Origin of the sequence: Collinsella sp. LCP19S3_B6, from assembly GCF_052121815.1 — a bacterium.
Taxonomy (GTDB): domain Bacteria; phylum Actinomycetota; class Coriobacteriia; order Coriobacteriales; family Coriobacteriaceae; genus Collinsella.
On the sequence record NZ_JBQKDN010000021.1, the window covers coordinates 1 to 26,139 of the forward strand.

Annotated in this window: 16 protein-coding genes and 1 tRNA gene; 16 read left to right on the top strand and 1 reads right to left on the bottom strand. The window is 59.2% G+C overall.

The window, feature by feature from the left end; genetic code table 11:
• Positions 1 to 699 precede the first annotated feature (699 nt).
• Complete coding sequence (locus tag ACTQWD_RS07580) at positions 700 to 3,081, top strand: tetratricopeptide repeat protein (protein WP_441559655.1); 2,382 nt, start codon at positions 700 to 702, stop codon at positions 3,079 to 3,081.
• A 96-nt stretch (positions 3,082 to 3,177) separates the two neighbouring features.
• Positions 3,178 to 3,268 (top strand) — tRNA-Ser (locus ACTQWD_RS07585).
• Between the two features lie 322 nt (positions 3,269 to 3,590).
• Here ACTQWD_RS07585 and ACTQWD_RS07590 read toward each other — a convergent pair.
• Positions 3,591 to 4,931 carry a D-alanyl-D-alanine carboxypeptidase family protein gene (locus tag ACTQWD_RS07590; RefSeq protein ID WP_441559656.1) on the bottom strand — a complete coding sequence of 447 codons (1,341 nt, stop codon included), beginning with the start codon at positions 4,929 to 4,931 and terminating at the stop codon, positions 3,591 to 3,593.
• Between the two features lie 251 nt (positions 4,932 to 5,182).
• Between ACTQWD_RS07590 and pstB the strand changes: the two genes are divergently transcribed.
• From pstB to ACTQWD_RS07660, 14 genes are all read left to right on the top strand, one after another.
• Complete coding sequence (gene pstB / locus ACTQWD_RS07595) at positions 5,183 to 6,058, top strand: phosphate ABC transporter ATP-binding protein PstB (RefSeq protein WP_441559657.1); 876 nt, start codon at positions 5,183 to 5,185, stop codon at positions 6,056 to 6,058.
• A gap of 64 nt (positions 6,059 to 6,122) precedes the next feature.
• Positions 6,123 to 6,851, top strand: coding sequence for a response regulator transcription factor (locus ACTQWD_RS07600; RefSeq protein ID WP_154517679.1), 729 nt, complete (start codon positions 6,123 to 6,125; stop codon positions 6,849 to 6,851).
• A gap of 3 nt (positions 6,852 to 6,854) precedes the next feature.
• The gene (locus ACTQWD_RS07605) at positions 6,855 to 8,279 is read left to right on the top strand and encodes a sensor histidine kinase (protein WP_441541218.1); all 1,425 of its coding nucleotides are present in this window, start codon (positions 6,855 to 6,857) and stop codon (positions 8,277 to 8,279) included.
• A gap of 177 nt (positions 8,280 to 8,456) precedes the next feature.
• Complete coding sequence (locus ACTQWD_RS07610) at positions 8,457 to 8,798, top strand: Wzz/FepE/Etk N-terminal domain-containing protein (RefSeq protein WP_441559658.1); 342 nt, start codon at positions 8,457 to 8,459, stop codon at positions 8,796 to 8,798.
• Positions 8,735 to 9,109, top strand: coding sequence for a YveK family protein (locus ACTQWD_RS07615; protein WP_441559659.1), 375 nt, complete (start codon positions 8,735 to 8,737; stop codon positions 9,107 to 9,109). Before ACTQWD_RS07610 ends, ACTQWD_RS07615 begins: the two co-directional genes overlap by 64 nt.
• Positions 9,110 to 9,111: 2 nt before the next feature.
• Positions 9,112 to 9,648: a GNAT family N-acetyltransferase gene (locus tag ACTQWD_RS07620; protein WP_427794314.1), complete on the top strand. Its 537-nt coding sequence runs from the start codon at positions 9,112 to 9,114 to the stop codon at positions 9,646 to 9,648.
• Between the two features lie 202 nt (positions 9,649 to 9,850).
• Positions 9,851 to 11,875, top strand: a complete 2,025-nt coding sequence (gene htpG, locus ACTQWD_RS07625) for a molecular chaperone HtpG (protein ID WP_441559660.1) — start codon at positions 9,851 to 9,853, stop codon at positions 11,873 to 11,875.
• Between the two features lie 488 nt (positions 11,876 to 12,363).
• Positions 12,364 to 15,129 (top strand): YhgE/Pip family protein, encoded by a 2,766-nt coding sequence (locus ACTQWD_RS07630; protein ID WP_441559661.1) that lies wholly within the window; start codon positions 12,364 to 12,366, stop codon positions 15,127 to 15,129.
• Positions 15,130 to 17,319, top strand: a complete 2,190-nt coding sequence (locus tag ACTQWD_RS07635; RefSeq protein WP_441042485.1) for a YhgE/Pip family protein — start codon at positions 15,130 to 15,132, stop codon at positions 17,317 to 17,319.
• A gap of 207 nt (positions 17,320 to 17,526) precedes the next feature.
• A complete protein-coding gene (locus tag ACTQWD_RS07640) occupies positions 17,527 to 18,510 on the top strand; it encodes a DMT family transporter (RefSeq protein WP_154517687.1) in 984 nt (327 codons plus the stop codon).
• Between the two features lie 116 nt (positions 18,511 to 18,626).
• Complete coding sequence (locus tag ACTQWD_RS07645) at positions 18,627 to 19,925, top strand: M20 family metallopeptidase (RefSeq protein ID WP_441559662.1); 1,299 nt, start codon at positions 18,627 to 18,629, stop codon at positions 19,923 to 19,925.
• Positions 19,926 to 19,928: 3 nt separating this feature from the next.
• The gene (locus ACTQWD_RS07650; RefSeq protein WP_441559663.1) at positions 19,929 to 21,233 is read left to right on the top strand and encodes an MFS transporter; all 1,305 of its coding nucleotides are present in this window, start codon (positions 19,929 to 19,931) and stop codon (positions 21,231 to 21,233) included.
• Positions 21,234 to 21,540: 307 nt separating this feature from the next.
• Positions 21,541 to 22,854, top strand: a complete 1,314-nt coding sequence (hisS, locus tag ACTQWD_RS07655; RefSeq protein ID WP_441559664.1) for a histidine--tRNA ligase — start codon at positions 21,541 to 21,543, stop codon at positions 22,852 to 22,854.
• 257 nt (positions 22,855 to 23,111) lie between these two features.
• Positions 23,112 to 25,925 (top strand): phosphoenolpyruvate carboxylase, encoded by a 2,814-nt coding sequence (locus ACTQWD_RS07660; RefSeq protein ID WP_441042505.1) that lies wholly within the window; start codon positions 23,112 to 23,114, stop codon positions 25,923 to 25,925.
• Positions 25,926 to 26,139: the final 214 nt, after the last annotated feature.

A 26,139-nucleotide genomic window follows, 5' to 3' on the forward strand; every position in this document is an offset into this window, starting at 1 on the left:
TAAGGGCTACCGCACGGGCCGATACTCAAAGCCCATTGTGGCATCCCGAGCCCGCGAAAAGAAGCTGCGCCGCGGGGGAGGCGACCCAAATGGCTTTCTCATATCGTCTTGGAAGCCATGCATGGATTCGAACCTCGGTCGAGGCGCGAGCGTAAAGAAAACGCGAAGCGTTTTTAGCGAGCGGGCGAGCGCGCCGGCAGGCGGGCGAAGCCGGTGCGGATCCGCGAAGCGGATGCGCGGAATCCTATACGCCGCACCAATTGACTTTAAAGCTCCCGGCAACGGGGGCTTTTCTTTTTTGGAAGCCATGCACGGATTCGAACCTCGGTCGAGGCGCGAGCGTAAAGAAAACGCGGAGCGTTTTTAGCGAGCGGGCGAGCGCGCCGGCAGGCGGGCGAAGCCGGTGCGGATCCGCGAAGCGGATGCGCGGAATCCTATACGCCGCACCAATTGAGCTTAAAGCCTCCGGCGACGGGGGCTTTTCTTTTACGCCGCCATTCGACCCCAGACATTCGACTGGAATCGTGCGCCTCCGCCCGCGGGAGACTATTTCTTATCGACTCGTGTAAGATTCCGAGTAGATGTCGCGGTCCATCCGCGACCACTCCTTTGCTAGACGACCGATCAGGGTGATATTTCGTGGCAGAGCGTCCGACATACAAGTTCAGGTTTCTCGACCCCAAAAAGCGTTTTCCATCGATGCCAGAGCAACCCGCGGGGCGCTCGTATGGTGTTGTCTGGAAAGTTTTTGGCGAGGATCCTAAAGAGTCTTGCTACGTCGTCGAATTCGTAGGCAAAAGCCACATATCGCTTTTGGGCTACGTGAGCGTGTCAGGTGAGGTCTATAAGGTTGACGGCCCTGTTCAGAAAGTGCCATTGCCCAAGAACCCCGACATGAAATTGGTCCTTGACGAGTCCGATTCCAGTGTTGGCGAGATTTTGGTGCGGGGAGCCAACGGCGCAATGCGCGCTTGCGCGCGAACGGTCGGCTCTCCCAAAGGGCCCATGCGTGAGCAGTCCGACCACGAGACATGGAATTCGAGCCGTGCTCTCCCTTATGGCGAGTTCATGGCCTCGATGTTCTTGCGCTACGTGATATTTGCCGACCCCAAAAACGTCCTTGCGAACACGGTACCTGCCGACGAGCTCGATGAGGGTATAAAAAACACCGCCAACAAGATCAAACTCGTAAAGTTGCCCGAGCCGGTCGAGGTGTTTTTGGGCTTTAACACGGCACCGCTCCCCGATGCTATCGAGACGCTACTCTACCGCGTTGACCATGCCGATAATCCGAGCGGTATCGAGCGTTATGCCGCCGCCCTTATGAGCGAGGTCGATTTGCCCCGACTGCGCACCATCGCTGCCAAGTCCGAGATGGGCCTAGCGCGTATCGACCGCTCAAAGCTGTTCTATCTCAATTTTGATCGTAGCCTGCTGGACCAAGACGAGATTGACATGCTGCTTGCTATCGAGTGTCGTCTTAACCGCCTCTCCGGCATCCTTGAGCGTATTGGGGCAGGGTTGGGCCCCGTTGCCTCGTCGCCAAGCTTTGAGGGCTGCTCGCTCTTTGATCTATGGCATATCAGCAAGACGACAAACGACGTTCCTCGCCTGCTCGAAACGCTGTCGAATGACAACCCGTGGGCCAAACCGGGGACGGTTGCGTGCCAGCCGGGTGGCGAGTGGGACGTTCGCACCCGCTTTGCACGTATCGTAGAGGCACTCAACGTGGTCACGCGGCTCGACTACATCTATCGAGCGAACGTCGCCGAGGGCATCATGCTGGTTCGATTTGGCCGCACGGTTGTCGATGCTTTGCCGCAGCGCGAATACGATGCTCAAGATGATGCCTGGCGCGAGGTGGATGAGCCTAAGCGCGCAGCATGGGCCACCGAGCACGATGCGCGCATTGCGCTTACACTCGCAGCGGCTTGCTTTGCTTCGGGCGCTCGCATTACGCGCTGCTACGTTCAGATTGCGGCTCCCGATGGCGAGCAGGGCGAGCGCATCATTGCAACATATTCCTTTGGGCGTGCGGCCTATCTGGCCAATTGCGTTCCCGCCGCTAAGAATTTTGAAAGTATGGATATGGATGATATGCCGTGCAAGCGCATGCTTGAGGCATATGAGTCGGACGCGCCGGATGCGATTGAGCCCGCTGAGGTTCATGCTCGCCCGCGTGACGACCACCGTTCGCTGCCGCCGGCGTTGCGCGACCTGCTGCTTGCCGATACGGCTGATGAGCTTGAGGTTATGGAGGAGGGCGATGACCCGTATGTGGCGCGCGTCGCTGAGTTGCGCGAGCGGGCAAAAGTCGACCGCGCGGGTGCGTTTGAGGGCTTTTCCCGTCTTGTTGAGGAGCTGGAGGCCAAGTGCGCCGTTGCCGAGCTTTTGGCGACAGGACCGGTCCAGACGCTGTTCTGCGACAACCAACTGGTGCGTATGGTGCTGCCGGTAATGGAGGAAGACCGCTCCGTTCGTATTTTGCGCGCTCCCGATGCTCTGTACTTTGCCCAGCATGAGATTTGCAGCTTTTACGCCGATCAGGAGGATTTTGAGCGGGCATTGCCCGAGGTGCGTCATCTTTACGATCTGGCGCGCTCATCCATGCAATCACACTTTGCACTCATCAACGTGCTGGCGCGTCTGGAGCGCTATGACGAGGTCATTGAGGTGGCGCGCCACGGCCTGCGCATTGCCAGTGACCGTTCCTCAATCGGCTACCTGTTCTATCGCCTAGCGTTTGCCTACTGGAACTGCGATCAGCTCGAGCTGGCGTTGGCGTGCTACCGCTTGGTACCGCGCGGCGAGGAGTCGGGTAGCAACGCACTGGAGGAAATGCAGGGCCTTATGAACGAGATGGGTGTCAATGAGCCACCGACGTTCGAGGAAGCGGTTGAGACCATCAGTAAGGCCGGGCTCGAACTGCCGCCGGTGCCCGCCGTGTCCAACCAGCTGGCAGACGCTGCTGTGCAGCTGGTCGATAACGGTTTCTTTTTCCTGGCACGCGTCTGCATCTTCCAAATGTGGCGTACGATGGGAAACGATGAGCTCGGCTCCCTCAGCCGCTCGTTGGGATAGGGGTTTGATTTATGGGGGAGGAAAGCCTGCCGGCCAATTATCAAAATTTCCCCTTGCCCGGATTCGAGTGTTTGGTTACTATGGAACGGCTGTTACGGAGAGCTGACCGAGAGGCCGAAGGTGCTCGCCTGCTAAGCGAGTATGCCCCAAAAGGGCATCTGGGGTTCGAATCCCCAGCTCTCCGCCAGTATGACTTGAAAGAAGGGTCCCATTTGGGGCCCTTTTTTGATTAGAAGAATGTTAACTGGGGATTCGAACCCGAGAGGGCACGGGCGTTAAGCAAACGCGAAAGCGTTTGTAGCCCGTGGGCGAAAAGCCGCCAGGCTTTGAAGCCGGAGGGCATGCGTAGCATGCCCGGACATCCCCAGCTCTCCGCCAGTACGAATTTGAAAAAGGGCTCCGTAAGGGGCCCTTTTTGGTATGGAGAACGTTAGCTGGGGATTCGAACCCTCAAAAATGAGGCGCCCCGTTGGACGCCTCATTTGGTTCGATGTGATATCGCTTTGGCCCTACACCTCAGGAGCCTTGGCTACGGTCTCGCTCTCGGCTGTGAGCGGGCGGTTGTCGATGCAGCGGCCCAGGCGGTCGAGCTTCACGAGCAGCCACTCGATGGGATTGGGCCCCGTTCCTTCCTCGTCGGCAACCAGGTCCATGACGGCAATCTTGGTGCCGTCCTGCTTAAGCGTAACGCTGCCCACCTTATCGCCAACATGCACCGTGCCCGAAAGGTCATCGTAGCTAACCTTTTCGGTCACTTCGCCGGCGAGTGAGAACACCGTTGCCTGCGCGGTGGGGTCGGCAAGCGTGGCGTCGATCGTTTTGTCTGTCCAGTCGGTTTGGCTGACACGTGCCATCAGCGGATTTCCGTTGGCGGTCTTCTTTTGCGTATTGGCGATATCGACCGTTACCTTGTGGTCGTAATACCAGCTAGCAAGTGTGGCCGTATCGGCAAAACGCTGGTCGGTGGTGCTGGAGTTCAAGACAACGGTATAGATCTCGTCGCCATCGCGATTGTAGGCGCTTGCAAAGCAGTATCCGGCATCGTCGGTGGTGCCGGTCTTACCGCCGATATTGCCGTCTTGGCCCAATAAAACATTGTGCGTATCCATGGAATGCGAATGATCGGAGCCGTCGGCGCCCGTCACTTCGATCCAGGGATCTTTGCTCGCTATGACTTCGCGAATCGTGTCGTCCTTCATGGCCTCTTGCATCATCAATGCCACATCGTGTGCGGTTGAATGCATATCGCCGGCCCATTCGTCAAAATCCAGCCCGTGCGGGTTCTCGAAGAGCGTTCCCGTGCAGCCGAGCTTCTTGGCCCGCTCGTTCATGGCTTTTACAAACGTAGCGACGGCATCTTTGGTCTTAGGGTCAAGTTTTTTGCCCACGTGTTCGGCAAGCGCGATGGCGGCGTCGTTGCCCGAGGGGATCATCAGGCCGCGCAGCGCTTGCTCGACGGTGAGCTCGTCGCCTTCGAGGAGTCCCGCGGTCGAGTTGCCTACGGTTGCCGCCGCGTTGCTCACGGTGATTTTCTCGTCTATTTTGCAGTTCTCGACCGCGAGGATTGCAGTCATGACCTTGGTGATCGAGGCGATTTTGACTTGCTCGTCGGCGCTACGGGCATAGTAGACGGTGCCGTTTTTACCCATGACAAACGCATTGGAGGCATCGATATCGGGCAGGTCTTCGGCTGCAATGCCGCGTGCATCGGCGGCTTTGCCGCAGATGTTATCGGTCGTGAGCACTTGGGCGCCGGCGACGGACGGAATGCCGGCGACAAGGGCGACGGCGCAGGCAAGGCCAACGGCCAGCTGCGCGGAACGCTTTACAAGAGGGGCGAGATGCTTCACTGATTTCGCTTTCGACGGGATGGTCTCCTTTGGCTCTAGAGTATATCGTTTACCGGCTGTGTCGCTTGGGGTTTGGCGCGTGCGGTTTATCTTCGTGTCTGAGCGGACGCTTGGGTGTGCACGGTCGATATGATTGCCCGTCGCGTATCGAGGAGGTCCTTACAAATACTTGACAATACCCTCACGCATATATGAGCTGCGATTTTTACTATCGATACTGCTGATTTGATATCGATGTGGAGGTATGCGGTATGACGGCTGCTGCGGCTGTGGGGCCCACGGAGCTCGAGGAGCTAATGGAAGCGCAGGCCGAGGCCGCGCATGAGCGCGAAGTTGGGGATGCGACTCGCCCCACGGCAGAGGACCTTGCCGCCTCGCCGACGCGCATCGATGTCGAGGGCCTCGACCTGTTCTATGGCGATCACCACGCGCTTAAGGATGTGTCCATCAAGATCCGCGACAAGCAGATTACCTCGTTTATCGGTCCTTCGGGCTGCGGCAAGTCGACGTTGCTGCGTTGCTTTAACCGCATGAACGATGGCATCAAGGACTGCCGCATCGAGGGCAAGATTGCGCTCGATGGTCAAGATATCCTGGGCGATTACGACATCTGCCGCCTTCGCCAGCGCGTGGGCATGGTGTTCCAGCGCCCCAACCCGTTTCCCATGAGCATCTACGACAACGTCGCCTACGGCCCCCGCGGCATGGGCGTGCGCGATCGCGCCGTGCTGGATGAGCTGGTCGAGGATTCCCTGCGCCGCGCTGCCCTGTGGGACGAAGTCAAGGACAAACTCAAGGAGCCTGGTCTGGGGCTTTCGGGCGGACAGCAGCAACGTTTGTGCATCGCCCGTGCGCTTGCCGTGCGGCCCGATATTCTGCTGATGGACGAGCCGACCTCGGCGCTCGACCCCGTGTCGACGCTCGTGGTGGAGCAGCTGGCCTGCGAGCTCAAAGAGACCTGCGCGCTCGTGGTCGTTACACACAATATGCAGCAGGCGGCGCGCATATCCGATTCCGTCGCGTTTTTCTTGCTAGGTGAGTTGGTGGAGCACGCGCCCACCGCTCAGCTTTTCAAAAATCCTACTGACTCGCGTACGGCGGATTATTTGACGGGACGTTTTGGCTGATACCATCTAGTAAAGGTACCTTTAGGATTAAGATGCGGTTATGCCGGCCGCAAAGGGGTTCAACATGATCTATTACGTCGAGGACGATGACAACATCAGGGATTTGACGGTCTATGCACTGCGCAAGCAGGGGATCGAGGCCGAAGGCTTTTCGTGCGACGGTGAGTTTAAGGCTGCCGTGGCGCGACGGGTGCCCGATGCCGTGCTGCTCGATATCATGCTGCCCGATACCGATGGCTTGGCGATTATGCGTCGCCTGCGTGCCGATCGCCTGACGGAGACGGTGCCCATCATGATGCTTACCGCCAAGGATACCGAGCTCGACAAGGTGATGGCGCTCGATGGCGGTGCCGACGATTATCTGACTAAGCCGTTTTCGCTCATGGAGCTTGCGAGCCGCTGCCGCGCACTGCTGCGTCGCGGCGGCATGGTCAAGCAGGCGAGCGATGTGCTCAGCGTGGGCGATATCGTGCTTTCGCCCAGCCATCGCGAGGTGACCGTTGCCGGCGAGCCGCTTAAGCTCACCCTGCGTGAGTTCGACCTGCTCGAGTACCTCATGCGCAAGCCCGGCGTGGTCTTTACCCGTGAGTCGTTGCTGCAGAGCGTGTGGGGTTGGGATTTCGACGGCGGTTCGCGCACCGTTGACGTGCACGTGCAGACGCTTCGCCAAAAACTGGGCGAGCATGCCAGTGCCATCGAGACCGTGCGCGGCGTGGGCTACCGCTTGGCCGAGCCTTCTGCCGGTGACGGTGCCGAAGGTGACGACACCGCGGCCACCGCATCGGAGGAGTAACCCGTGGTCTTCACCCCCCAGGGAAAACATACGCTGTCGCACCGCGTTTTTGTGACGATCTTTGTTTGCGCCATGGCGGTTATCGTGGCGTTTACGGTGCTGGGTGCGTTCTTTGTGCAAAACACCTTGGCGGATGCCACGAGTGCCAATCTGGCGCAGGAAACCGAGCTCATTGCTGCCGCCCTCGACGAACAGCAGGAGCCCATCCCGTTCTTGCGTAGCCTCGATCGCGAGGACTTGCGCATCACGCTGATTAACAAGGATGGATCGGTTGCCTACGACAACGAGGCGTCGCCTTCCTCACTGCCCAACCATGGCGATCGCCCCGAGGTCATCGAGGCCTTTGAGAGTGGTTTGGGTTCCGCGGAGCGCGCAAGCTCTACGCTCGACGAGATTATGCTGTATCGCGCCGTCGCCCTTGATAACGGCCAGGTTGTCCGCTTGGCGCAAGCCCAGCCTGGCGTTGCGGCGATTTTGCTGTCGATGGTGGCGCCGATGCTGCTTATCGCAGCAGCGGGTGCAATGCTCTCGTTTTTTATGGCGCGCCGCGAGTCCCGTGCAATCATCGCGCCGTTGCAAGAGGTGGATTTGGACCACCCACGCCGTAGCTATGAGCACGCCTATGCCGAGATGGTCCCCATGCTTGAGCGTATCGAGTCGCAGCGCCAGGAACTCAAGCGCCAAATGGCGGTGCTAGCGGACAACGACCGAATGCGCCGCGAGTTCACGGCCAATATCACCCATGAGCTCAAGACCCCGCTTACCGCGATTTCGGGCTATGCCGAGCTTATTGCAAACGGCATGGTTGAGGGCGAGGACGACTTGCGCAACTTTGGTGGCCGCATCTATCGCGAGGCGGGCCGCCTGGCAGCGCTCGTCAACGACATTCTTACGCTTTCCAACTTGGACGAGGCGGAGCGAGCATCCGAGGGCGAGGCGGTGCCCATTGGGTCCACAGAACCCATCGAGCTCTCTCGCGCCATTTTGACGGTGGAACAGCGTCTTGAGCAAGTTGCCCGGCAGTCGAATGTGACCATTGGGCACGAGACGAAGCCCATGGTGATCGAAGGCGTGCCGCGCCTGATTGACGAGCTGATCTACAACCTTGCAAGCAACGCCATTCGCTACAACCGACCTGGCGGTACGGTCACGCTGCGCTGCGGGACCAATGACGAGGGTCATCCGTACCTGTCTGTTGCCGATACGGGTATCGGTATTGCGCCCGAGGAGCAGGGTAAAGTGTTCGAGCGTTTTTATCGCGTGGACAAGAGTCGTTCTAAGGCGCGTGGCGGAACCGGCCTGGGTTTGGCGATCGTCAAACACGCCGCTCTGTACCATCATGCCAATATCGACCTGTCGAGTGAGCCGGGAGTGGGGACAACCATCACGGTGACGTTTCCCGCACAGCAGAAAGAGCCGTTTGCATAGCGCTTGGCCGCTGGCCTTGATGTAAACGCCGCATCGGGGTTGCCGGTGCGGCGTTATTGTTGCGCAAGATTGTTATAAGCGCTGTAGCTTATGTATAGAGTTTGGACATGGGAAAAAGATGCGATAACAAATGGACAGTTTTGTCAATACGAACTCGGGAACTGAAAGGCACGCTGCATGGCCCTTCTCGAATTGTTCCAGCTGCTTAAAAAGCATCTCAAGCTGGTCATTACCCTTCCGGTGGTCTGTGCGATCGTCATGGGTATCGCGTCCTTTGCCATGATGGACAATACCTACACCGCCACGACGAGCATGTACATTCTCGCTAAGACCGACGGCGGTCAGATGAGCTATAACGACCTTTCGGCGAGCCAGATGCTTTCCAACGATATCGCCACGCTGCTCGACAGCGATAGCGTTAAGAGCGGTGCCGCCAAGGATCTGGGCCTTTCCGATTGGATGATTACAAGATTGCCGTTTCGTCCGAGACTACGACGCGCGTCACTACGCTTTCGGTGACGGGTACCGATGCCAAGGAGACGGCCAAGGTTGCAAGGGCAATGGCCAACTCGGTAAGCACGGTCGCCCAGAATGTTGGCGCCGCCCAGAGCATTAACGTGGTCGATGAAGCCAAGACCCCTGAGTCTCCGAGCGGCCCCAAGCGCTTGCTGTATGTTGCCGTTGCGTTCCTTGCCGGCGTCTTTATCGCAATTGCCTACGTTGTTTTGGCAGATATACTCAACATGCGTATCTGCGGTGCCGAAGAGGCAGAAGAGCTCCTGGGTATTCCCGTTGTTGGCCGAATTCCGGCTATGAAAGGTGGTAAATAGGCATGGCTAAGGCGAAGAACACCGATAAAGGGGCCGCCTTGGATATCCAACTTAAGACAGGTTGCTTTGAGGACGCGGCGCTGGTGCGCCGCGCCGTTTTTATGGACGAACAAGGCTATGAAAACGAGTTTGACCAGATTGACGAGGACCCGGGCTGCATCCATGTGACGCTGTATGTGGATGGCCAACTCACCGGCTGCTCGCGCGTGTTTCCCGAGGAGCTGGAGCGCGCGGCAGATGCGGAGGCTCCGGTGCCACCGGCGTGCGACTTGGACGAAGGCGTCGCCGCGGGGGAGACCTACATTATGGGGCGCGTCGCCGTGCTGCCGGCTATGCGTCGTCGCGGATTGGCAAGCGCGATCGTCGAGGCCAGCGATACATGCGCACGCGATGCTGGCGCTAGACTAATTAAGCTGCACGCGCAGGAATACGTGTTGCCGCTCTATGAAAAGGCTGGCTACACACAAATTGCCCCGGTTGACTACGAAGACGAGGGCCAGCCCCATGCCTGGATGGCCAAGCGCGTAGATGGCAGATAGGGACGTTCCTTTTCTGTCGACAGTTGGGGACACTCCTCGGCAATTGGCGCATCGGAGTGCTCGGACATACAGTTTTTCGATTCCGCATGTATATATGCGCGCTAATGGGTTATAAAATCTAAGTCTGAACATAGCAGGTCTGCGATACGGCTCGGGTAACCGGGCTGTTTTTGCGGACGGGGGTAGCGCGAAAGGACTGCACATGCGTCAATTTAAGACCGAGAGCAAAAAGTTGCTCGACCTCATGATCAACTCCATCTACACCAACAAGGAAATCTTCCTGCGCGAGCTTATTTCTAACGCGAGCGACGCCGTCGACAAGCTCAACTTTAAGAGCCTGCAGGATCCGAGCGTCAAGCTCGACCAGGGCGACCTGGCTATTCGCGTCTCCTTTGATAAAGACGCCCGCACCATTACCATCTCGGATAACGGCATTGGCATGACCGCCGAGGAGCTCGAGCGCAACCTGGGCACCATCGCCCATTCCGGCTCCGAGGAGTTTAAGACCGAGAACGCCGAGCAGCAGGGTTCGGATGTCGACATCATCGGTCAGTTTGGCGTGGGCTTCTACTCGGCCTTTATGGTCGCCAGCCACGTGAAGGTGGTCAGCCGCGCTTATGGCGAGGATGTCGCCCATGTGTGGGAATCCGACGGTCTTGAGGGCTATACCATCGAGGACGGCGAGCGCGCCGAGCACGGCACCGATGTCATCCTGACGCTGCGCGAGAACGAGAAGCTCGACGCCGATGGCGAGGCCGAGACCTACGATCGCTTCCTGACCGAGTGGGGCCTCAAGAGCCTGATTCAGCAGTACAGCAACTATGTGCGCTACCCGATCCAAATGATGGTCTCCAAGAGCCGCCAGAAACCCAAGCCCGAGGACGCGCCGGAGGATTACAAGCCCGAGTACGAGGACTACCAGGAGCTCGAGACCGTTAACTCCATGACGCCGATCTGGAAGAAGCGCAGCTCCGATGTTGAGCAGAAGGACTATGACGAGTTCTACAAGTCTACGTTCCACGACTTTGACGATCCTGCGCGCACCATCAGCTTCCACGCCGAGGGTACGCTCGAGTACGACGCCCTGCTGTTTGTGCCGGGCCGCGCGCCGTTCGATTTGTACAGCAAGGACTACGAGAAGGGCCTGGCGCTCTACAGCTCCAACGTCCTGATCATGGAGAAGTGCGACGACCTGCTTCCCGACTACTATAACTTTGTCCGCGGCGTCGTGGATTCCGCCGACGTGTCGCTCAACATCTCGCGCGAGACGCTGCAGCAGAACCGTCAGCTCAAGGCCATCGCCAAGCGTGTGGAAAAGAAGATTACCGCCGACCTTGAGGATATGCGTGACAACGACCGCGAGGCCTACGAGAAGTTCTTTGAGAACTTTGGCCGTGGCCTTAAGTACGGCATCTATTCGAGCTATGGCATGAAGGCCGATGAGCTCGCCGATCTGCTGCTGTTCTGGTCTGCCAAGGAGCAGAAGATGATTACTCTGGCCGAGTATGCCAAGGGCATGCCCGAAGATCAGAAGGCCATCTACTACGCCGCCGGCGACTCGCGTGAGCGCTTGACCAAGATGCCCGTGGTAAAGGGCGTACTCGACCGCGGCTATGACGTGCTGCTGCTGACGCAGGATGTGGATGAGTTCACGTTCCAGGCTATGCGTGAGTACGTTGCCGTCGATATGCCCAAGATCTACGAGGACGACGCTGCCCGCGAGGCTGCCGAGAAGGCCGTTGCCGACGGTGCCGAGCCCGAGGTCGAAGATCGTCACCTGGAGCTCAAGAATGTCGCTACCGGCGATCTTGACCTGGCGACCGAGGACGAGAAGAAGGAGGCCGAGGACGCCACTAAGGAGAACGAGGACCTCTTTAGCGCCATGAAGGAGGCACTCGATGACAAGGTCGAGAAGGTCGCTGTCTCTGCGCGCCTGACCGATGCTCCCGCGTGCATCACCACCGAGGGTCCGCTTTCGCTCGAGATGGAGAAGGTACTTCAGAAGGGTCCCGAGGGTGCGCCCGACGGTATGCCCAAGAGCCAGCGTGTGCTCGAGCTCAACGCCAAGCACCCGGTCTTTGCCAAGCTCGTCGCTGCTCAGAAGGCGGGCGACGCCGACAAGATCAAGCAGTACTCCGGCCTGCTCTATGACCAGGCCCTGCTCGTCGAGGGTATTTTGCCCGAGGACCCCGTTGCCTTCGCGGCGGCTGTCTGCGAGCTTATGTAATTGGTTCCGCCGTTCTGCCGAACGGCGGAACGGCTCGACGCTGCCCTCAGTTCCGCCGTTCTAACGAACGGCGGACCGGTCGACGCTGCGCGGGCACCAGAGCGACAACTTGTCATTCAAAGAGGACGGCATGACCAGAAGGTCTATGCCGTCCTCTTTTCATGCCAATTTGTTCGCTCTGGTGCCCGCTCGCTGGCATTGCCAAAACATCGACGTTACCGTGGTCCAAACTAGTCATTGGGGACGTTCTTGTTTGACTGGTCGTTTAAGAACGTTCCTAACGACTAATCGGATTGCTAATTTGTGCGGGTTGTGGTTTTGTGACCTGCTGAAATTTAAGATACTGTACAACTGTACGTTAACTCATCTTCGTAGTATATTGCTACCCGCAAAACTCAATACCATTGTGCATCGAGACGTTAAAACGCCTTCGTACAATGGTTATCGATAGTACGATTCGATTCAACGACAGGATGGATGGTCCAAGCGTGAGTCTCGGCAGCAAACTATCCGATGCAAAGGTCTCCTTTGCGATATTTAAGCGCGACATTAAGCGACTGCTTGTGAATCCCGTCGCCCTGGTGGTTACCCTCGGCGTGTGCGTTATTCCCTCGCTGTATGCCTGGTACAACATCGTGGCAAACTGGGATCCGTACGGAAACACCCAGGGTATCAAGATTGCCATCGCCAACAACGATCAGGGCACCCAAAACGACTTGGTGGGCGAGCTCAACGCGGGCGATAAGGTCGTCGATCAGCTCAAGGAGAACGATCGGCTGGGCTGGACCTTCGTCGATTCGGCGGCCGATGCCAAAGAGGGCGTCGAGAGCGGTGAGTACTATGCGGCCATCGTAATCCCCAAGAACTTCTCGGATAACCTGGTTTCGATGCTCGACGGCAACTACCATCAGCCCAAGCTTACGTACTACGTCAATGAGAAGAAGAGCGCTATTGCGCCCAAGGTTACCGACACCGGTGCAAGCACCATCGAGGAGCAGATCAACTCGGAATTTGTCTCCACGGCGGGCGAGACTGTTGCCGGTATCGCCAAGGATGCCGGAGTCGATTTAAAGGACAAGGCAACCCAGACCCAGGATTCGCTGGCAAGTTCGGTGTCCGAAGCATCCGATACCTTGGGCGAGGTGCGTGGTTCGATTGGCGACATGAATGCCGCCATCGATAAGACGAGTGGTTCCATTGCCTCGGCAGATGCAGCACTTGCCGGTCTACAGGGTCAGGCGCCGTCGCTGACGCAGGCGATCTCCCAGGGCAACGACCTGCTGGTCGAGGCGCGCGCCACGGCGGGTAATTCCATCACCTCGCTCTCCAAGGCGCTCTCGGAAGGCAGCCTTGCGCTCACCAAGACGTCAGCCTCCGCGAACGCTGCGATTGGCAAGCTGACGGGCACGGTCACATCTACGACCACCCGTATCGACAACTCGCTTGAGTCTCTCCAGGCGACGATCGACCACAATAAGGCCGTTATCGGGCACTTGGAAATTCTCGTTAATGACACGTCGACAGGCTCCGAGGAAATTGACGCGCGCATTGTATCGACCATCGATTTGCTCCGCGAGCAGAATGAAAAGCTTCAGAGCATCAAGGATAGTCTGTCTGCGCAGTCGAGCGCCATGGCGAATGACGCCGCGGCTGTCTCGGGTGCCAGCGACGCTATCAATAACGCAATCCAGACCGGTGCGACTAACCTTGGCCAGGCCCAGACGGACCTGGGTCAAAACGCGCTGCCGAAGGCCTCGAGCGCGCTTGATTCATTTGCCGCCGTCTCGGGTGATCTGACGGGAATCGTGTCTGGCCTCACGCCTGCTATTGCAAGTGCGCGCGGTACACTTTCGCAACTCAACGCTACGCTCGGTCAGGCCAAGACCACGCTGTCCCAGACCGATGCCTCGCTTGCCAAGGTCCAGGACAAGCTCGCAACCGCCGCCAACGACATTGCGGCGCTGCAGACCTCCGAGTCCATGAGCGAGCTGGCTGAACTGATGGGTGTCGACGTCAATGACGTGGCAGACTTTATGGCATCTCCCGTAGAGCTGACTTCCAAGTCAATTTTCCCGGTCAAGAGCTTTGGCTCGGGCATCGCTCCCTTCTATACCAATCTGGCGCTTTGGGTGGGCGGCTACGTGCTTATCGCTATCTACAAGCTCGAGGTCGACCGCGAAGGCATCGGCAGCTTTACCGCGCGTCAGGGCTACTTTGGCCGCTGGCTGCTACTGGTGATCCTGGGCGCGTTCCAGGCCATTATCGTTACGGTAGGCGATCTGGTGATTGGCGTGCAGTGCGTCAGCCCGCTGCTGTTCGTGCTGGGCGGCATCGCCATTTCGTTCACCTACGTCAATATCATCTATGCGCTGTCCACCACGTTTAAGCATATCGGCAAGGCGATCGGCGTCATCCTGGTCATTGTGCAGATTCCGGGCTCTTCGGGCATGTACCCCATCGAGATGATGCCCGGCTTCTTCCAGTGGCTGCATCCGCTGCTGCCCTTTACCTACGGCATCAATCTGCTGCGCGAGACGGTCGGCGGCATGTATTCGTTCAACTACCTGTTTAACCTGTGCATTCTGGGCGTGTTCTTGATCGTGGCGCTCTTTATCGGCCTGCAGCTGCGTCCGCTGCTGCTCAACCTTAACCTGCTCTTTGATAAACAGCTTTCCACGACCGGTATGATGATTTGCGAGTCCAACGACCTGCCGCGCCAGCGCTACTCGCTGCGCACGGCCATGCGTGTCATGCTCGATTCTGATTCGTACCGTCGCGAACTGCTCGACCATGCGGTGACCTTTGAGCACCGTTACCCCTACTACATCAAGGGCGGTTTTGCCGCCGTGGTGGGCGTTCAGGTCCTGCTCTTTGTCCTGTCGACGGTTCTCGATATCGACAATAACGGCAAGATCATCCTGCTTGTCATTTGGATCATCTCGGTTATTGCTATCTGCGGCTGGCTTATCAATATCGAATATATCCGCGCGAGCCTCAATACCCAGATGCGCATCTCGGCGCTTTCGGATGAGGACTTGCGTCGCGAGATGCGCGAACACACGGCCGCCATTCCTGCCGCCCGCCACATGTTTGGCCTCAACGCCAGCGAGCGTGGTGCCAAGGGCGGCGATCAGTCCGCGGGCCGCTTGCCGCATATAGGATCGCACCATAAATCTCAGGGCAGCGACAGCACAGCCACAAATGATGGAGATACCACCGCGCTTGGCAAGCACTCCAAAGGAGGTGAGGCATAAATGAAGAACATCCTGCATCTGTTTAAGCGCGATGTCCAAAACGTGTCTCGCTCCGTGATCGGCCTGATTGTCGTGATGGGCCTCATTATCGTGCCGTGTCTGTACGCGTGGTTTAACATCGCCGGCAGCTGGGATCCGTACGGCAACACCGGCAATCTTAAGATTGCCGTGGTCAACACCGACGAGGGCTACGAGAGCGATCTGATTCCCGTCGAGGTCAACGTGGGCGAAAACGTAACCGCCACCCTGCGCGGCAACGAGAACTTCGACTGGGTTGTCCTCAACGACCGCGATAAGGCGATCGAGGGCGTTAAGTCGGGCGCGTACTACGCTGCCGTCGTTATTCCTAAAACGTTTAGCGCCGACATGATGACGCTTTTCTCGACTGAGGTGAAGCACGCCGATATCGAGTTTTACGAGAACCAGAAGGCCAACGCCATCGCGCAGATCGTGACCGAGAAGGGTTCGAACGCCGTTCAAAGCCAGGTTAACGAAACTTTTACCGAGACCATTACGAGCATCGGTCTTAAGACGGTGTCCAGCCTGCTCGATTACATGAGCACCGACCAGGTCAGCAACTTTATCGCCAACCTGTCCTCGACGCTCGGCGATTCGGTCCAGGACCTGCAGGGCGTTCAGGCCAGCGCAACGTCGCTTGCGGGCATTTTGAGCTCCACGTCCGATTCGCTGACGTCGGCGAGCGGTATGCTCCAACAGACGGGTACCGTCGATGAGTCGACCAAGCAGTTGATGGAACACGCCAAGAGCGGCATCAATGATTCCAAGGAAGCGCTCAAGGCCGCCAACGATGCCGTTGACGCGGCGATTGACGGAAGCGCGGGCTCGTTCGACAATGTGTCTGCCGAGCTCGCGAAGGCGTTCGACACCGCAAACCAGCATGTGGACCTTACGGTGTCCCAGCTCAACGATGCCGCGGCGGCGCTCAATACACGTGCCGACGATATCGACGCCACGGCCGACCAGCTCCGCGGCTTTGCCGAGCAGGTCAGTGACGAAAAGCTCCAGGAGAGCCTTAAGTCTGTAGCAACATCGCTGGGCAGGATCGCGGTGGAGTATCGCAACAACGCCAAGGACCTGACGGCAACTGCTAAGTCCCTTTCTGACAGCATGGCAGAGGTCAACAGCACGCGTGCCGAGGTCGATCAGGCCATCGCCGATGCCAAGGCCGGCATTGCGGGCGCCAAATCCGATTACGATTCCACGTTCTCGGTTAAGGCCAAGGAGCTCAAGAAGACCGTCTCGGGCATTCTAGACTCGCTCGATGGTATCTCGGGCGATCTGGATAGCGCCGTAGACGGCCTGACCGACGCATCCGGTTCGCTGGCAAAGGGCCTCTCCAAGGCTGCAAAGCTGGTCAACAAGGTTTCCGATCAGCTGGGCGAGGCGTCGGACAAGATCGGCGCGTTTAAGGACGAGCTCGACGGTGCCTTGATGTCGGATGACCTTGCGACGATTAAGACGATGATCGGCAACGATCCCGAGGGTTTGGCCGTGTCGCTTTCCGGCCCCGTCGCGCTCGACCGCAAGCCGGTCTATCCGATCCGCAACTACGGTTCGGCCATGGCGCCGTTCTATACGATTCTGTCGCTGTGGGTGGGTTCGATTGTGCTGGCAGCCATGATGAAGGTCTCGGTCGACGATGAGCTTATCAACGAGCTCATCCCCGTACGCCTGCACGAGATCTATTTGGGCCGCTACTTGTTCTTTGGCGGCTTGGCCTTGCTGCAGGCGACGCTCGTGTGCGCCGGCGATATCTTGTTCTTTGGAATCCAGTGCGACAACCCGCTGCAGTTTGTGTTGGCGGGCTGGATCGCGAGTCTCGTGTTCTCCAATATCGTCTACACGCTTACGGTTTCGTTTGGCGATATCGGCAAGGCGCTCGCTGTCGTGCTGTTGGTCATGCAGGTCGGTGGTTCGGGCGGCACATTCCCCATCGAGATGACCGGCCCCGTGTTCCAGGCGATCTATCCGTTCCTGCCGTTTACCCATGGCATCAACGCCATGCATGCCGCCATGGCTGGCGCCTACCATATGGAGTACTGGGTTGAGCTGGGTATTCTGGCGAGCTATCTGATTCCGTCGCTGGCCCTGGGTGTGGTCTTCCGTCGTCCGGTCATCAAAGCCAACGACTGGATTATCGAAAAGCTGGAGAGTACAAAACTAATCTAGCGCAACAATGTGAACGCTGACATTGCCGGAGCATCGAGGCTTTTGTGTTCGATACTTTAGTGGGCTGAATTGCGTGGGCTGCTTGATTGTTGCTACAGTTGCGGGGCGTGCCGGGGGTCCGGCGCGTCCCGTTTTTATATGACCATGAGGCGGCATGCGGTCGCGCGCGTGCGGACACCACGCCCAGACCGAGCGCGAGGATGCCCTATGGCCCATCATGCCGTTATTGAAATCGAAAATATGCCCGATAGCCCTGTAGCCCGCGAAGACCTGGGTGCCGGCGGTGCCTCTCGCGGTGCCGGCGCGCGCTCGCCGCTGTTCTGGAAGGTCTTGCTGCTTTCGATAGCGGTCATCTGGGGCTATTCCTTTACCACCATGAAGGACGCGCTCGATACCATTCCGGTGTTCGAGCTGCTCTACATTCGCTTTCTTCCGGCGTCGCTGGTCATGCTTGCCGTCTTCCACAAGCGCATTGTTGCCCATTTCAACGCTCGAAATCTGATTGTTGGACTTGGCATGGGCGCGCTCATGTGGGGTGCCTACGGTTTGCAGACGATTGGCCTGGCGCAGACCACAGCAGGCAAAAGCGCGTTTTTGACGGGCACGTACTGCATCTTGGTTCCGTTTGCGAGCTATGTCCTAAGCGGCGAAAAACTTACCCGTTACAACTTGGGCGCCGCGTTGCTGTGTCTGGCGGGCATTGGCTTGGTGGCGCTTGATAGCGTCGAGTTCAATGCCGGCGATGTTATTACGCTGGGCGGCGCGGTCTTCTTTGCCATCCAGATGGCGGTGGCCGCTAAGTACGGTCGCAAGATGGACATCAACGTCATCACGTTTTGGATGTTTGCGGGCAACGGTGTGCTGTGCCTGATCTCTTCGCTGCCGTTCGAGACCCAGGCGCCTTTATCCGTGTGGACGCCGAGCTTTATTGGCGTGATGGCATTTCTCTCGGTGGGCTGCACATGCGTGGGTTTGCTCATCCAAAACGTGGGTTTGGCGCATGTCCCGGCCTCGACGGGCTCACTACTGCTTTCGATGGAGTCGCCATCGGGCGTGCTATTCTCGGTGCTGCTGATGGGGGAGGTGCTCACCTCGCGTTTGCTTGCCGGCTTTGCGCTCATCTTCCTGTCGATTATCTTGAGCGAGACGCACTTTGGCTTTTTGCGTAAAAAGCCGCGAGCGCGTTTGTAAACAATCTGTTGCGCCGTCCCTCTGGGGCGGCGTTTTTTATGCGTCGCCTTTAAAGTTTTGCCTTGCACTTTAGAGTATGAAAGTGCTTGCTGCTAAAACTTTACTGGAGGGCATCTATGGCACCAGCTCTGTCCGATTTCCAACCACAACCAGCGCTTCAGACCTCAGCGGCGGCGCAAGCCGCCATTGGCGACGGTCTGGTCAAAGAGGCTCAGGCTTTTGCCGATGAGCTTGCCGCATGGCGTCACGATCTGCATCGGATGCCCGAACTCGGTAACGACCTCCCACAGACCTCTGCGTATATCCAAGCGCGCCTGAACGAGATGGACATCCCATTTTCCACGCTCGTCGATGGTTCCTGCGTTGTGGGCCTTGTCGGTGCCGGTGCCGCCGCGGCCCAGGGCAATGGCGTCTGCACGGACGAACAGGCCGGTACGGTCGTTATGCTGCGCGGCGACATGGATGCCCTGCCCGTTGTCGAGGAATCCGGCGAGCCCTTTGCATCTACCAATGGCTGCATGCATGCTTGCGGTCATGATATGCACGCGACGGCGCTGCTTGGTGCGGCGCGCCTGCTCAAGGCTCGCGAGGCCGCGCTTGTCGACGCCAATGCCACCGTCAAGCTGTTGTTCCAGCCGGGCGAGGAGACCTTTGAGGGGGCACGTGCTGCCATCGCCGACGGCTTGCTCGAGAACCCGCGTCCTCAGGCGGCTTTTGCCATGCATGTCAACAGCCAGTCGCCGCTTGGCCTGGTGCTCTACGGCAGCCCGGCGCTTTCGGGCGTGTACGGTTTCCGCATCACGCTGCAGGGCAAGGGCGGCCACGGTTCGAGCCCCGAGATCTGCATCGACCCCATCACGGCAGGCGTGCATGTGCACCTGGCGCTCCAGGAGCTTATCGCTCGCGAGGTGCCGGCGGCCAAGGAGGTCGCGCTCACCGTGGGTAAGTTTGCCGGTGGCCAAGCGGCCAATGTGATTCCCGACACCTGCGTGCTCGAGGGAACATTGCGCGGCTTTGACGTTGAGCTCATGGAGCACCTCAAGACCCGCATCGCGGAGGTCATCAAAGGCGTTGCCACGACTTATCGTACGCCGGCGACTATCGAGACGCTCTCGGATGTTCCCCCGCTCGTGCTCGATGACGATATGACCCAGGCTTCGCTTGGCTATGTGGGTGCGACGTTGCCCAAGGCCGCCTTCCTGCCGCTGTTCCATGCCATGGCGAGCGAGGACTTTGCGCTTATCTCGAGCGAGATACCGAGCGCGTACTTTACGCTCGGTGCGGCTGTGACCGATACGGACGAGCACTTTGCCCAGCACCATCCCAAGGCACGCTTTAGCGATGCCGAGTTGCCGCTCGGTGCCGCGGCTTATGCGGCGGTCGCCCTGGGCTATATCGCCGACCACAAGGAGTAATCCATGTCCCAGCAGCATAAATTCTTCCCCGGTTGGCTCGTCGTGGCCTCCGGCTTTGTCATCATGGCCACGTGTTACACGATTTTCGTTAACTGCATGAGCCTGTTTCAGCCGCTTATCGTGAGCGACTTGGGCATTTCCCTTGCTCAGTACAACATCTCCAACGCCATCTCAACCGTGGTGAGCGTTGTCGGCTCGCTTGTCATTGGCCATGTTGCCGACAAAGTGAGCGGTCGCATCTTGGGTTCCCTTACCGTTATCGCCACCTCTGCCGTTCTTGCCGGGATGAGCTTTGTCGGTGAGCTGTGGCAGGTCTACGTGCTCTTTGCCGTCTCGGGCTGCTTTGCCGTCGCCTCGACCCGCCTGCTCATTAGCCTTGTGACCGCCAACTGGTTTACGGCCAAGCGAGGTCTTGCGATCTCCATAGCACTTTCGGGCTCGGGCTTTGGAGGCGCTGTTCTGTCTCCCACCGTGAGCTCGCTTATCGTGAGCGTTGGCTGGCGTTCCGCCTTCCTGGTGCTCGCGGCTATCTGCATGGTGGCGGCGCTGCCCATCACGGCCTATTCCTTCCGCACCAAGCCTTCTGAGATAGGCCTTAAGCCGCTCGGCGAGAACCCGGGCGATCCGTCCGACTCGACAGCTGGCGACAAGGACGAGCACACGGCTCCCGAGGTTAACGTCGGTTGGTCTCGCATCAAGAAGAGCCCGGCGTTTTGGCTGCTTGTCGTCGCCTTTCTCTTTATGGGCCTCGTTAACGGTGCCATCTTGCCCAACCAGGTCACCAACATGACGAGCGTTACCGTCAACGGCGCCAAGATTGTCACGGGCGGTCACGACCCCGTGTGGGCGGGCACTGTGCTTTCGGCCTATATGGTCACCGTCGTTATCGCCAAGATTTCGCTCGGCGTCATTTACGATCGCTTTGGCCTACGTTTTGGCAACGTGTTGGGATCCGTTGCGTGCATTATCGCCTGCGTCGCCCTGTGCTTCCCCGCGACCGATCTTGGTCCCATCGTGGCTGCCGTGAGCTTTGGTGTCGGAACGTGCATGGGCACCATCACGCCCACTATCGCCGCGTCCAAGCAGTTTGGCATGGCCGATCTGGGCAAGGTCACGGGCACCATTACCTCGCTCGAGATGGTCGGCGGCACCGTGGGTGCCATTGTCTCGGGCGTGCTGTTCGATGCCACGGGCTCCTTTGCGAGCACCTGGATCGTGTGCCTGGTGTGTTCTGTGGTCATGCTCGTATTCCTGCTGGCATCCGAGCCCATCGCCGCTAAGCTGCGTGCGAGCGTGGCGGGGGAATAGATGTCCGTCGCTCTTTTCTGTTCGCCCCGTGTTCTGTCCGTGGCCGCCTTGGAAGCCGAATGGATGCTCGTACCATCATTCGGTTTCCAAGGCGGCCACGGGTATACAAAATGATCCGTTTTCCTCTGTCCCCAACAGATCGTGTGATTCGAAGGGGGCGGAGGAAAGCGGATCGGCTGCAGCGGCGGCACGTCTGGCCGAACGAGCCCCCATACCCTCGTTCGGTCAGACGCGTCGCCGCGTTTTGTTTTTGTGCCGTATAATGACCACTACCTATGACGCGATACTAAAAGAAAGGTGTTTGCCCATGCAGGCACAGAAGGCGGAGGGAACCCGCGACCTTATCGGCGCCGAGATGCGCGCCTGGCAAAAGATGCAGCGGATCGCTGCCGGCGTGTTCGAGCCGTTTGGCTTTAAGCCCATCGAGACGCCCGCGATCGAGCAGGTGGACGTGTTTGTCCACGGCATCGGCCAGTCGACCGATGTCGTGCGCAAGGAGATGTTCCGCGTGTTTAGCGGCGCCAACCTGGAACGTGTCTTTACCGAGGGCACCGATGCCAAGCTCAAGCCCAAACAGCGCTTGGCGCTTCGTCCCGAGGGCACTGCCGGCGTGGTGCGCGCCGTCGTGGAGAACAACCTGGTGCCCCAGGGCTCCACGCCGTTTAAGGCCTACTATGCCGAGGCCATGTTCCGCGGCGAGCGCCCCCAGAAGGGCCGCCTGCGTCAGTTCCATCAGGTGGGTATCGAGTGGCTCGGTGCTCCCGATCCGGCTGCGGACGCCGAGTGCATCATTATGCTCATGGAGTTCTACAAGCGTCTGGGCTTCGATCTTTCCAAGCTCCGTCTGCTCATTAACTCGATGGGTGATGCCCAGTGCCGTCCGGCCTATCGCGAGCAGGTCAAGCAGTTCATTCTCGATCACGCCGACGAGATGTGCGATGAGTGCCGCGAGCGCGCCGAGCTCAACCCGCTGCGCGCCTTCGACTGCAAGAACGACCATTGCCGCGAGATCATGGCCGAGGCCCCGCTGATGGGTGACAACCTGTGCGACGAGTGCCGCGAGCACTACGAGCAGGTCAAGCGCTATCTGGATGCCGCCGGCATCGAGTATGTCGAGGATCCCACCCTGGTGCGCGGCCTGGACTACTACACCCGTACCGTCTTTGAGGTCGAGGCCCCCGGCGCCGGCGTCGGCTCCATCGGTGGCGGCGGCCGCTACGACGGCCTGGTCGAGCTCGAGGGCGGCAAGCCCACGGCCGGTGTCGGCTTCGCCGTCGGTTTTGAGCGCGCCCTGCTGGCCCTGCAGGCCTTTGGCAGCGACCTGGGCGCCGATGAGGCTCCGTGTGTCTACGTTGCCAACGCCGGCAGGGAACTGCGTCAGAACGTTTTTGCCATTACGCAGAAGCTTCGCGCCGCAGGCATCGTGACCGAGGCAGACTATCAGGGTCGTTCGCTCAAGGCTCAGTTTAAGCAGGCCGACAAGGTGGGCGCCAAGCTCATTTTGGTCTTGGGCGGCGACGAGCTTGCCGCCGGCAAGGTCAAGGTGCGCGACATGCAGGGCCATGACGAGGTGCTGGTCGATCTGGCCAACGTGGTCGAGGCGGTTCGAGAGCGCCTGTAGCGCATCATTTTGAGCTGCGGGTCCGCTAACGCGTCCCGCTCGCGGCGAACGATTGTTACGGGGGTGTTTCGCATTTATGCGGAATGTCCCCGTTTGCATATGCCGCCCACCGAGAAATACGACCATTTGGGGCAAAAAGCCTTGCAATGCAGAAAATACTTTTGTGTGGTAAAGCGCAATCAGTGTCGAAAGTATTTCTCAAGTGCCTATAATGAATACCGCATGTTACGTGCATAGAAGGAGGAATGGGAGGAAACGTGGCTGAGAACCTAAGCAACCAGTCTGTACCCGAAGCCGCGGCGCGCGTCGCTGCCGTGGTCAACCGCCTCGTTAACCGAATCGGCTCGAATGCCGAGTCCAGGGAGCGTCTCGCCGAGATTGAGATTCCCGAGGAGCTGCGCGACAACCTTGCGCTGTTCCTGCGCCTGGAGCGCCGTGTGCTTAGCGAGTATGATCCCGAGATCGCGGACCTGTTCGACAAGATTCTGTCGGCCGAGATCGTGGCCAATGCCGGCAACCCCGGTAGCCGTGCCGCCGACGAGGCCGTCGACGAGCAGGGCGTGCCCACCGCCGACGAGCCCACTGCTGTGGCGTTTCGCGAGGTCGTCGATTTGATCGACAGCCTGCCGCTCGATAAGCAGCAGGTTATCGTCCGTGCCTTTACGAGCTTCTTCCATCTGGCAAACCTGTCGGAGGAGAACTACCGTGTGAAGCAGCTGCGCGAGCGTGAGGCCGGCGCATCGACCGATACCGAGGTCGATCCCGCCAACGAACTCACCGTCGCCTATCACCAGCTGGTGGATGAGATGGGTGTCGAGGGCGCCAACGAGCTGCTCGGCAAGCTTGAGTTCCATCCCGTCTTTACCGCGCATCCCACCGAGGCCCGTCGCAAGGCCGTCGAGGGCAAGATTCGCCGTATCTCTAACCTGCTGGAGGAGCGTCCGCGTCTGGGCGGCTCCGACCTGGTGGAGAACGAGCGCCATATGCTGCAGGAGATTGACGCCCTGGTGCGTACGAGCCCCATCGCGCTCAAGAAGCCCACGCCGGTCGAGGAAGCCGATACCATCATCGACATTTTCGATAACACGCTGTTCGACGTCATCCCCGTCATCTATCGTCGCTTTGACGACTGGGTGCTGGGTGACAAGGCCGGTACCGTGCCGCCGCTGTGCCCGGCGTTCTTCCATCCCGGCAGCTGGATCGGTTCCGACCGCGACGGTAACCCCAACGTCACCGCCAAGGTGAGCCGTGAGGTCGCCGCCAAGTACTTCACCCACATGGTGCTCAAGCTCGAGGACAAGTGCCGCCGCATCGGCCGCAACCTCACGCTCGAGGCCACCTACAGCAAGCCGTCTGCCGAGCTCATCAACCTGTGGAACCATCAGGTCGAGATGAGTGCCCATTACACGGCCCGCGCCGAGATTATCTCCGAGCACGAGCCGCATCGCGCCGTCATGCTCGTCATGGCCGACCGTCTGAACGCCACCGTACGCCGTATCACCGACACCATGTATCACAGCGCCGACGAGTTCCTGGATGACCTGCGCGTCGTTCAGCGTTCGCTGGCTGCCTGCGGTGCCGTCCGTGCCGCCTACGGCCCGGTGCAGACCATCATCTGGCAGGTCGAGTCCTTCGGCTTCCATATGGTCGAGATGGAGTTCCGTCAGCACTCCGTGGTGCATGCCCGCGCCCTCAAGGATATCCACGAAAACGGTATCCATGGCGACCTGCAGCCCATGACGCGCGAGGTCATCGACACCTTCCGCGCTATCGGCTCCATCCAAAAGCGCTACGGTAAGAAGATGGCACACCGCTACATCATCTCGTTTACCAAGAGTGCCCAGCATGTGGCCGACGTCTTTGAGCTGGCCCACCTGTCCTTCGCACACGAGGAGGACGTTCCCGAGCTCGACGTGATCCCGCTGTTCGAGCAGCTCGAGGACCTCGAGGGCTGCGTCGACGTGCTCGACCAGATGCTTACGCTGCCCGTGGTGCAGAAGCGTCTTGCCCAGACCAACCGCCGCATGGAGGTTATGCTGGGCTACTCCGACTCCTCCAAGGATGCCGGTCCTACCACGGCCATGCTTGCGCTGCACTCCGCGCAGGAGCGCATCGCCAAGTGGGCCGAGAAGAACGATATCGACCTGGTGCTCATGCACGGTCGCGGCGGCGCCGTGGGCCGTGGTGGCGGCCCGGCCAACAAGGCCGTACTGGCGCAGCCCAAGGGTTCGGTCAACTGCTTCTTTAAGCTCACCGAGCAGGGTGAGGTCATCTTTGCCCGTTACGGCAACCGCACGCTGGCTCAGCGCCATGTTGAGTCCGTTGCCGCCGCAACGCTTTTGCAGTCGGCCCCGAGCGTCGAGAAGACCAACACCGAGACCACGCAGAAGTTCTGGGATATGGCCGAGAAACTCAACGCCGCAAGCCACGAGCGCTATCTGGACCTGCTGAACACCGAGGACTTTGCACCGTGGTTCTCGACTGTGACGCCGCTGACCGAGGTCGGTCTGCTGCCGATTGGCTCGCGTCCCGCCAAGCGCGGCTTGGGTGCCAAGTCGCTCGACGACCTGCGTACCATTCCGTGGATTTTCAGCTGGAGCCAGGCACGCATTAACCTGGCCGCTTGGTACGGCCTGGGCACCGCCTGCGAGCAGCTGGGCGATCTTGACCAGCTCAAGGCTGCCTACCAGGAGTGGCCGTTCTTCCGCACCTTTATCGATAACATCGAGATGTCGATTGCTAAGACCGATCAGCGCATTGCCAAGATGTATCTGCATCTGGGCGACCGCGATGATCTGTCCAAGAAGGTCTTTACCGAGATGCAGCTCACCCGTAAGTGGGTCCTTGCCATCGTCGGTGACGAGTGGCCGCTGCAGCGTCGTCGCGTGCTCGGCTGTGCCGTTCGCGTGCGTAACCCCTACGTCGACGCCCTGTCCATCGCCCAGGTCCGCGCCCTCCGCGAGGTGCGTATGAACCAGGACGAGATGGCCGAGGAGAAGAAGGCCGAGTACATGAGCCTGATTCTTTCGACTGTGACCGGCGTCTCGGCAGGTTTGCAGAACACGGGGTAATCGATAGCCCTGTGGCTCTCACCGGGGCCCGACGGGTTTCCCTCTGAATGCGTCCTCGCACTTGAAGCCCCCTTATCCTGCTCCTTCGGAGCTGCGGATAAGGGGGCTTCGTGCTGCGGAATGCATTCAGAGGGAAACCCGTCGGGCCCCTTCGTCCTCGGTCCTCTGGAATTAAAGCTGAGGAGAAGAATGGCGCGCTTCGCGCATAGCGTGG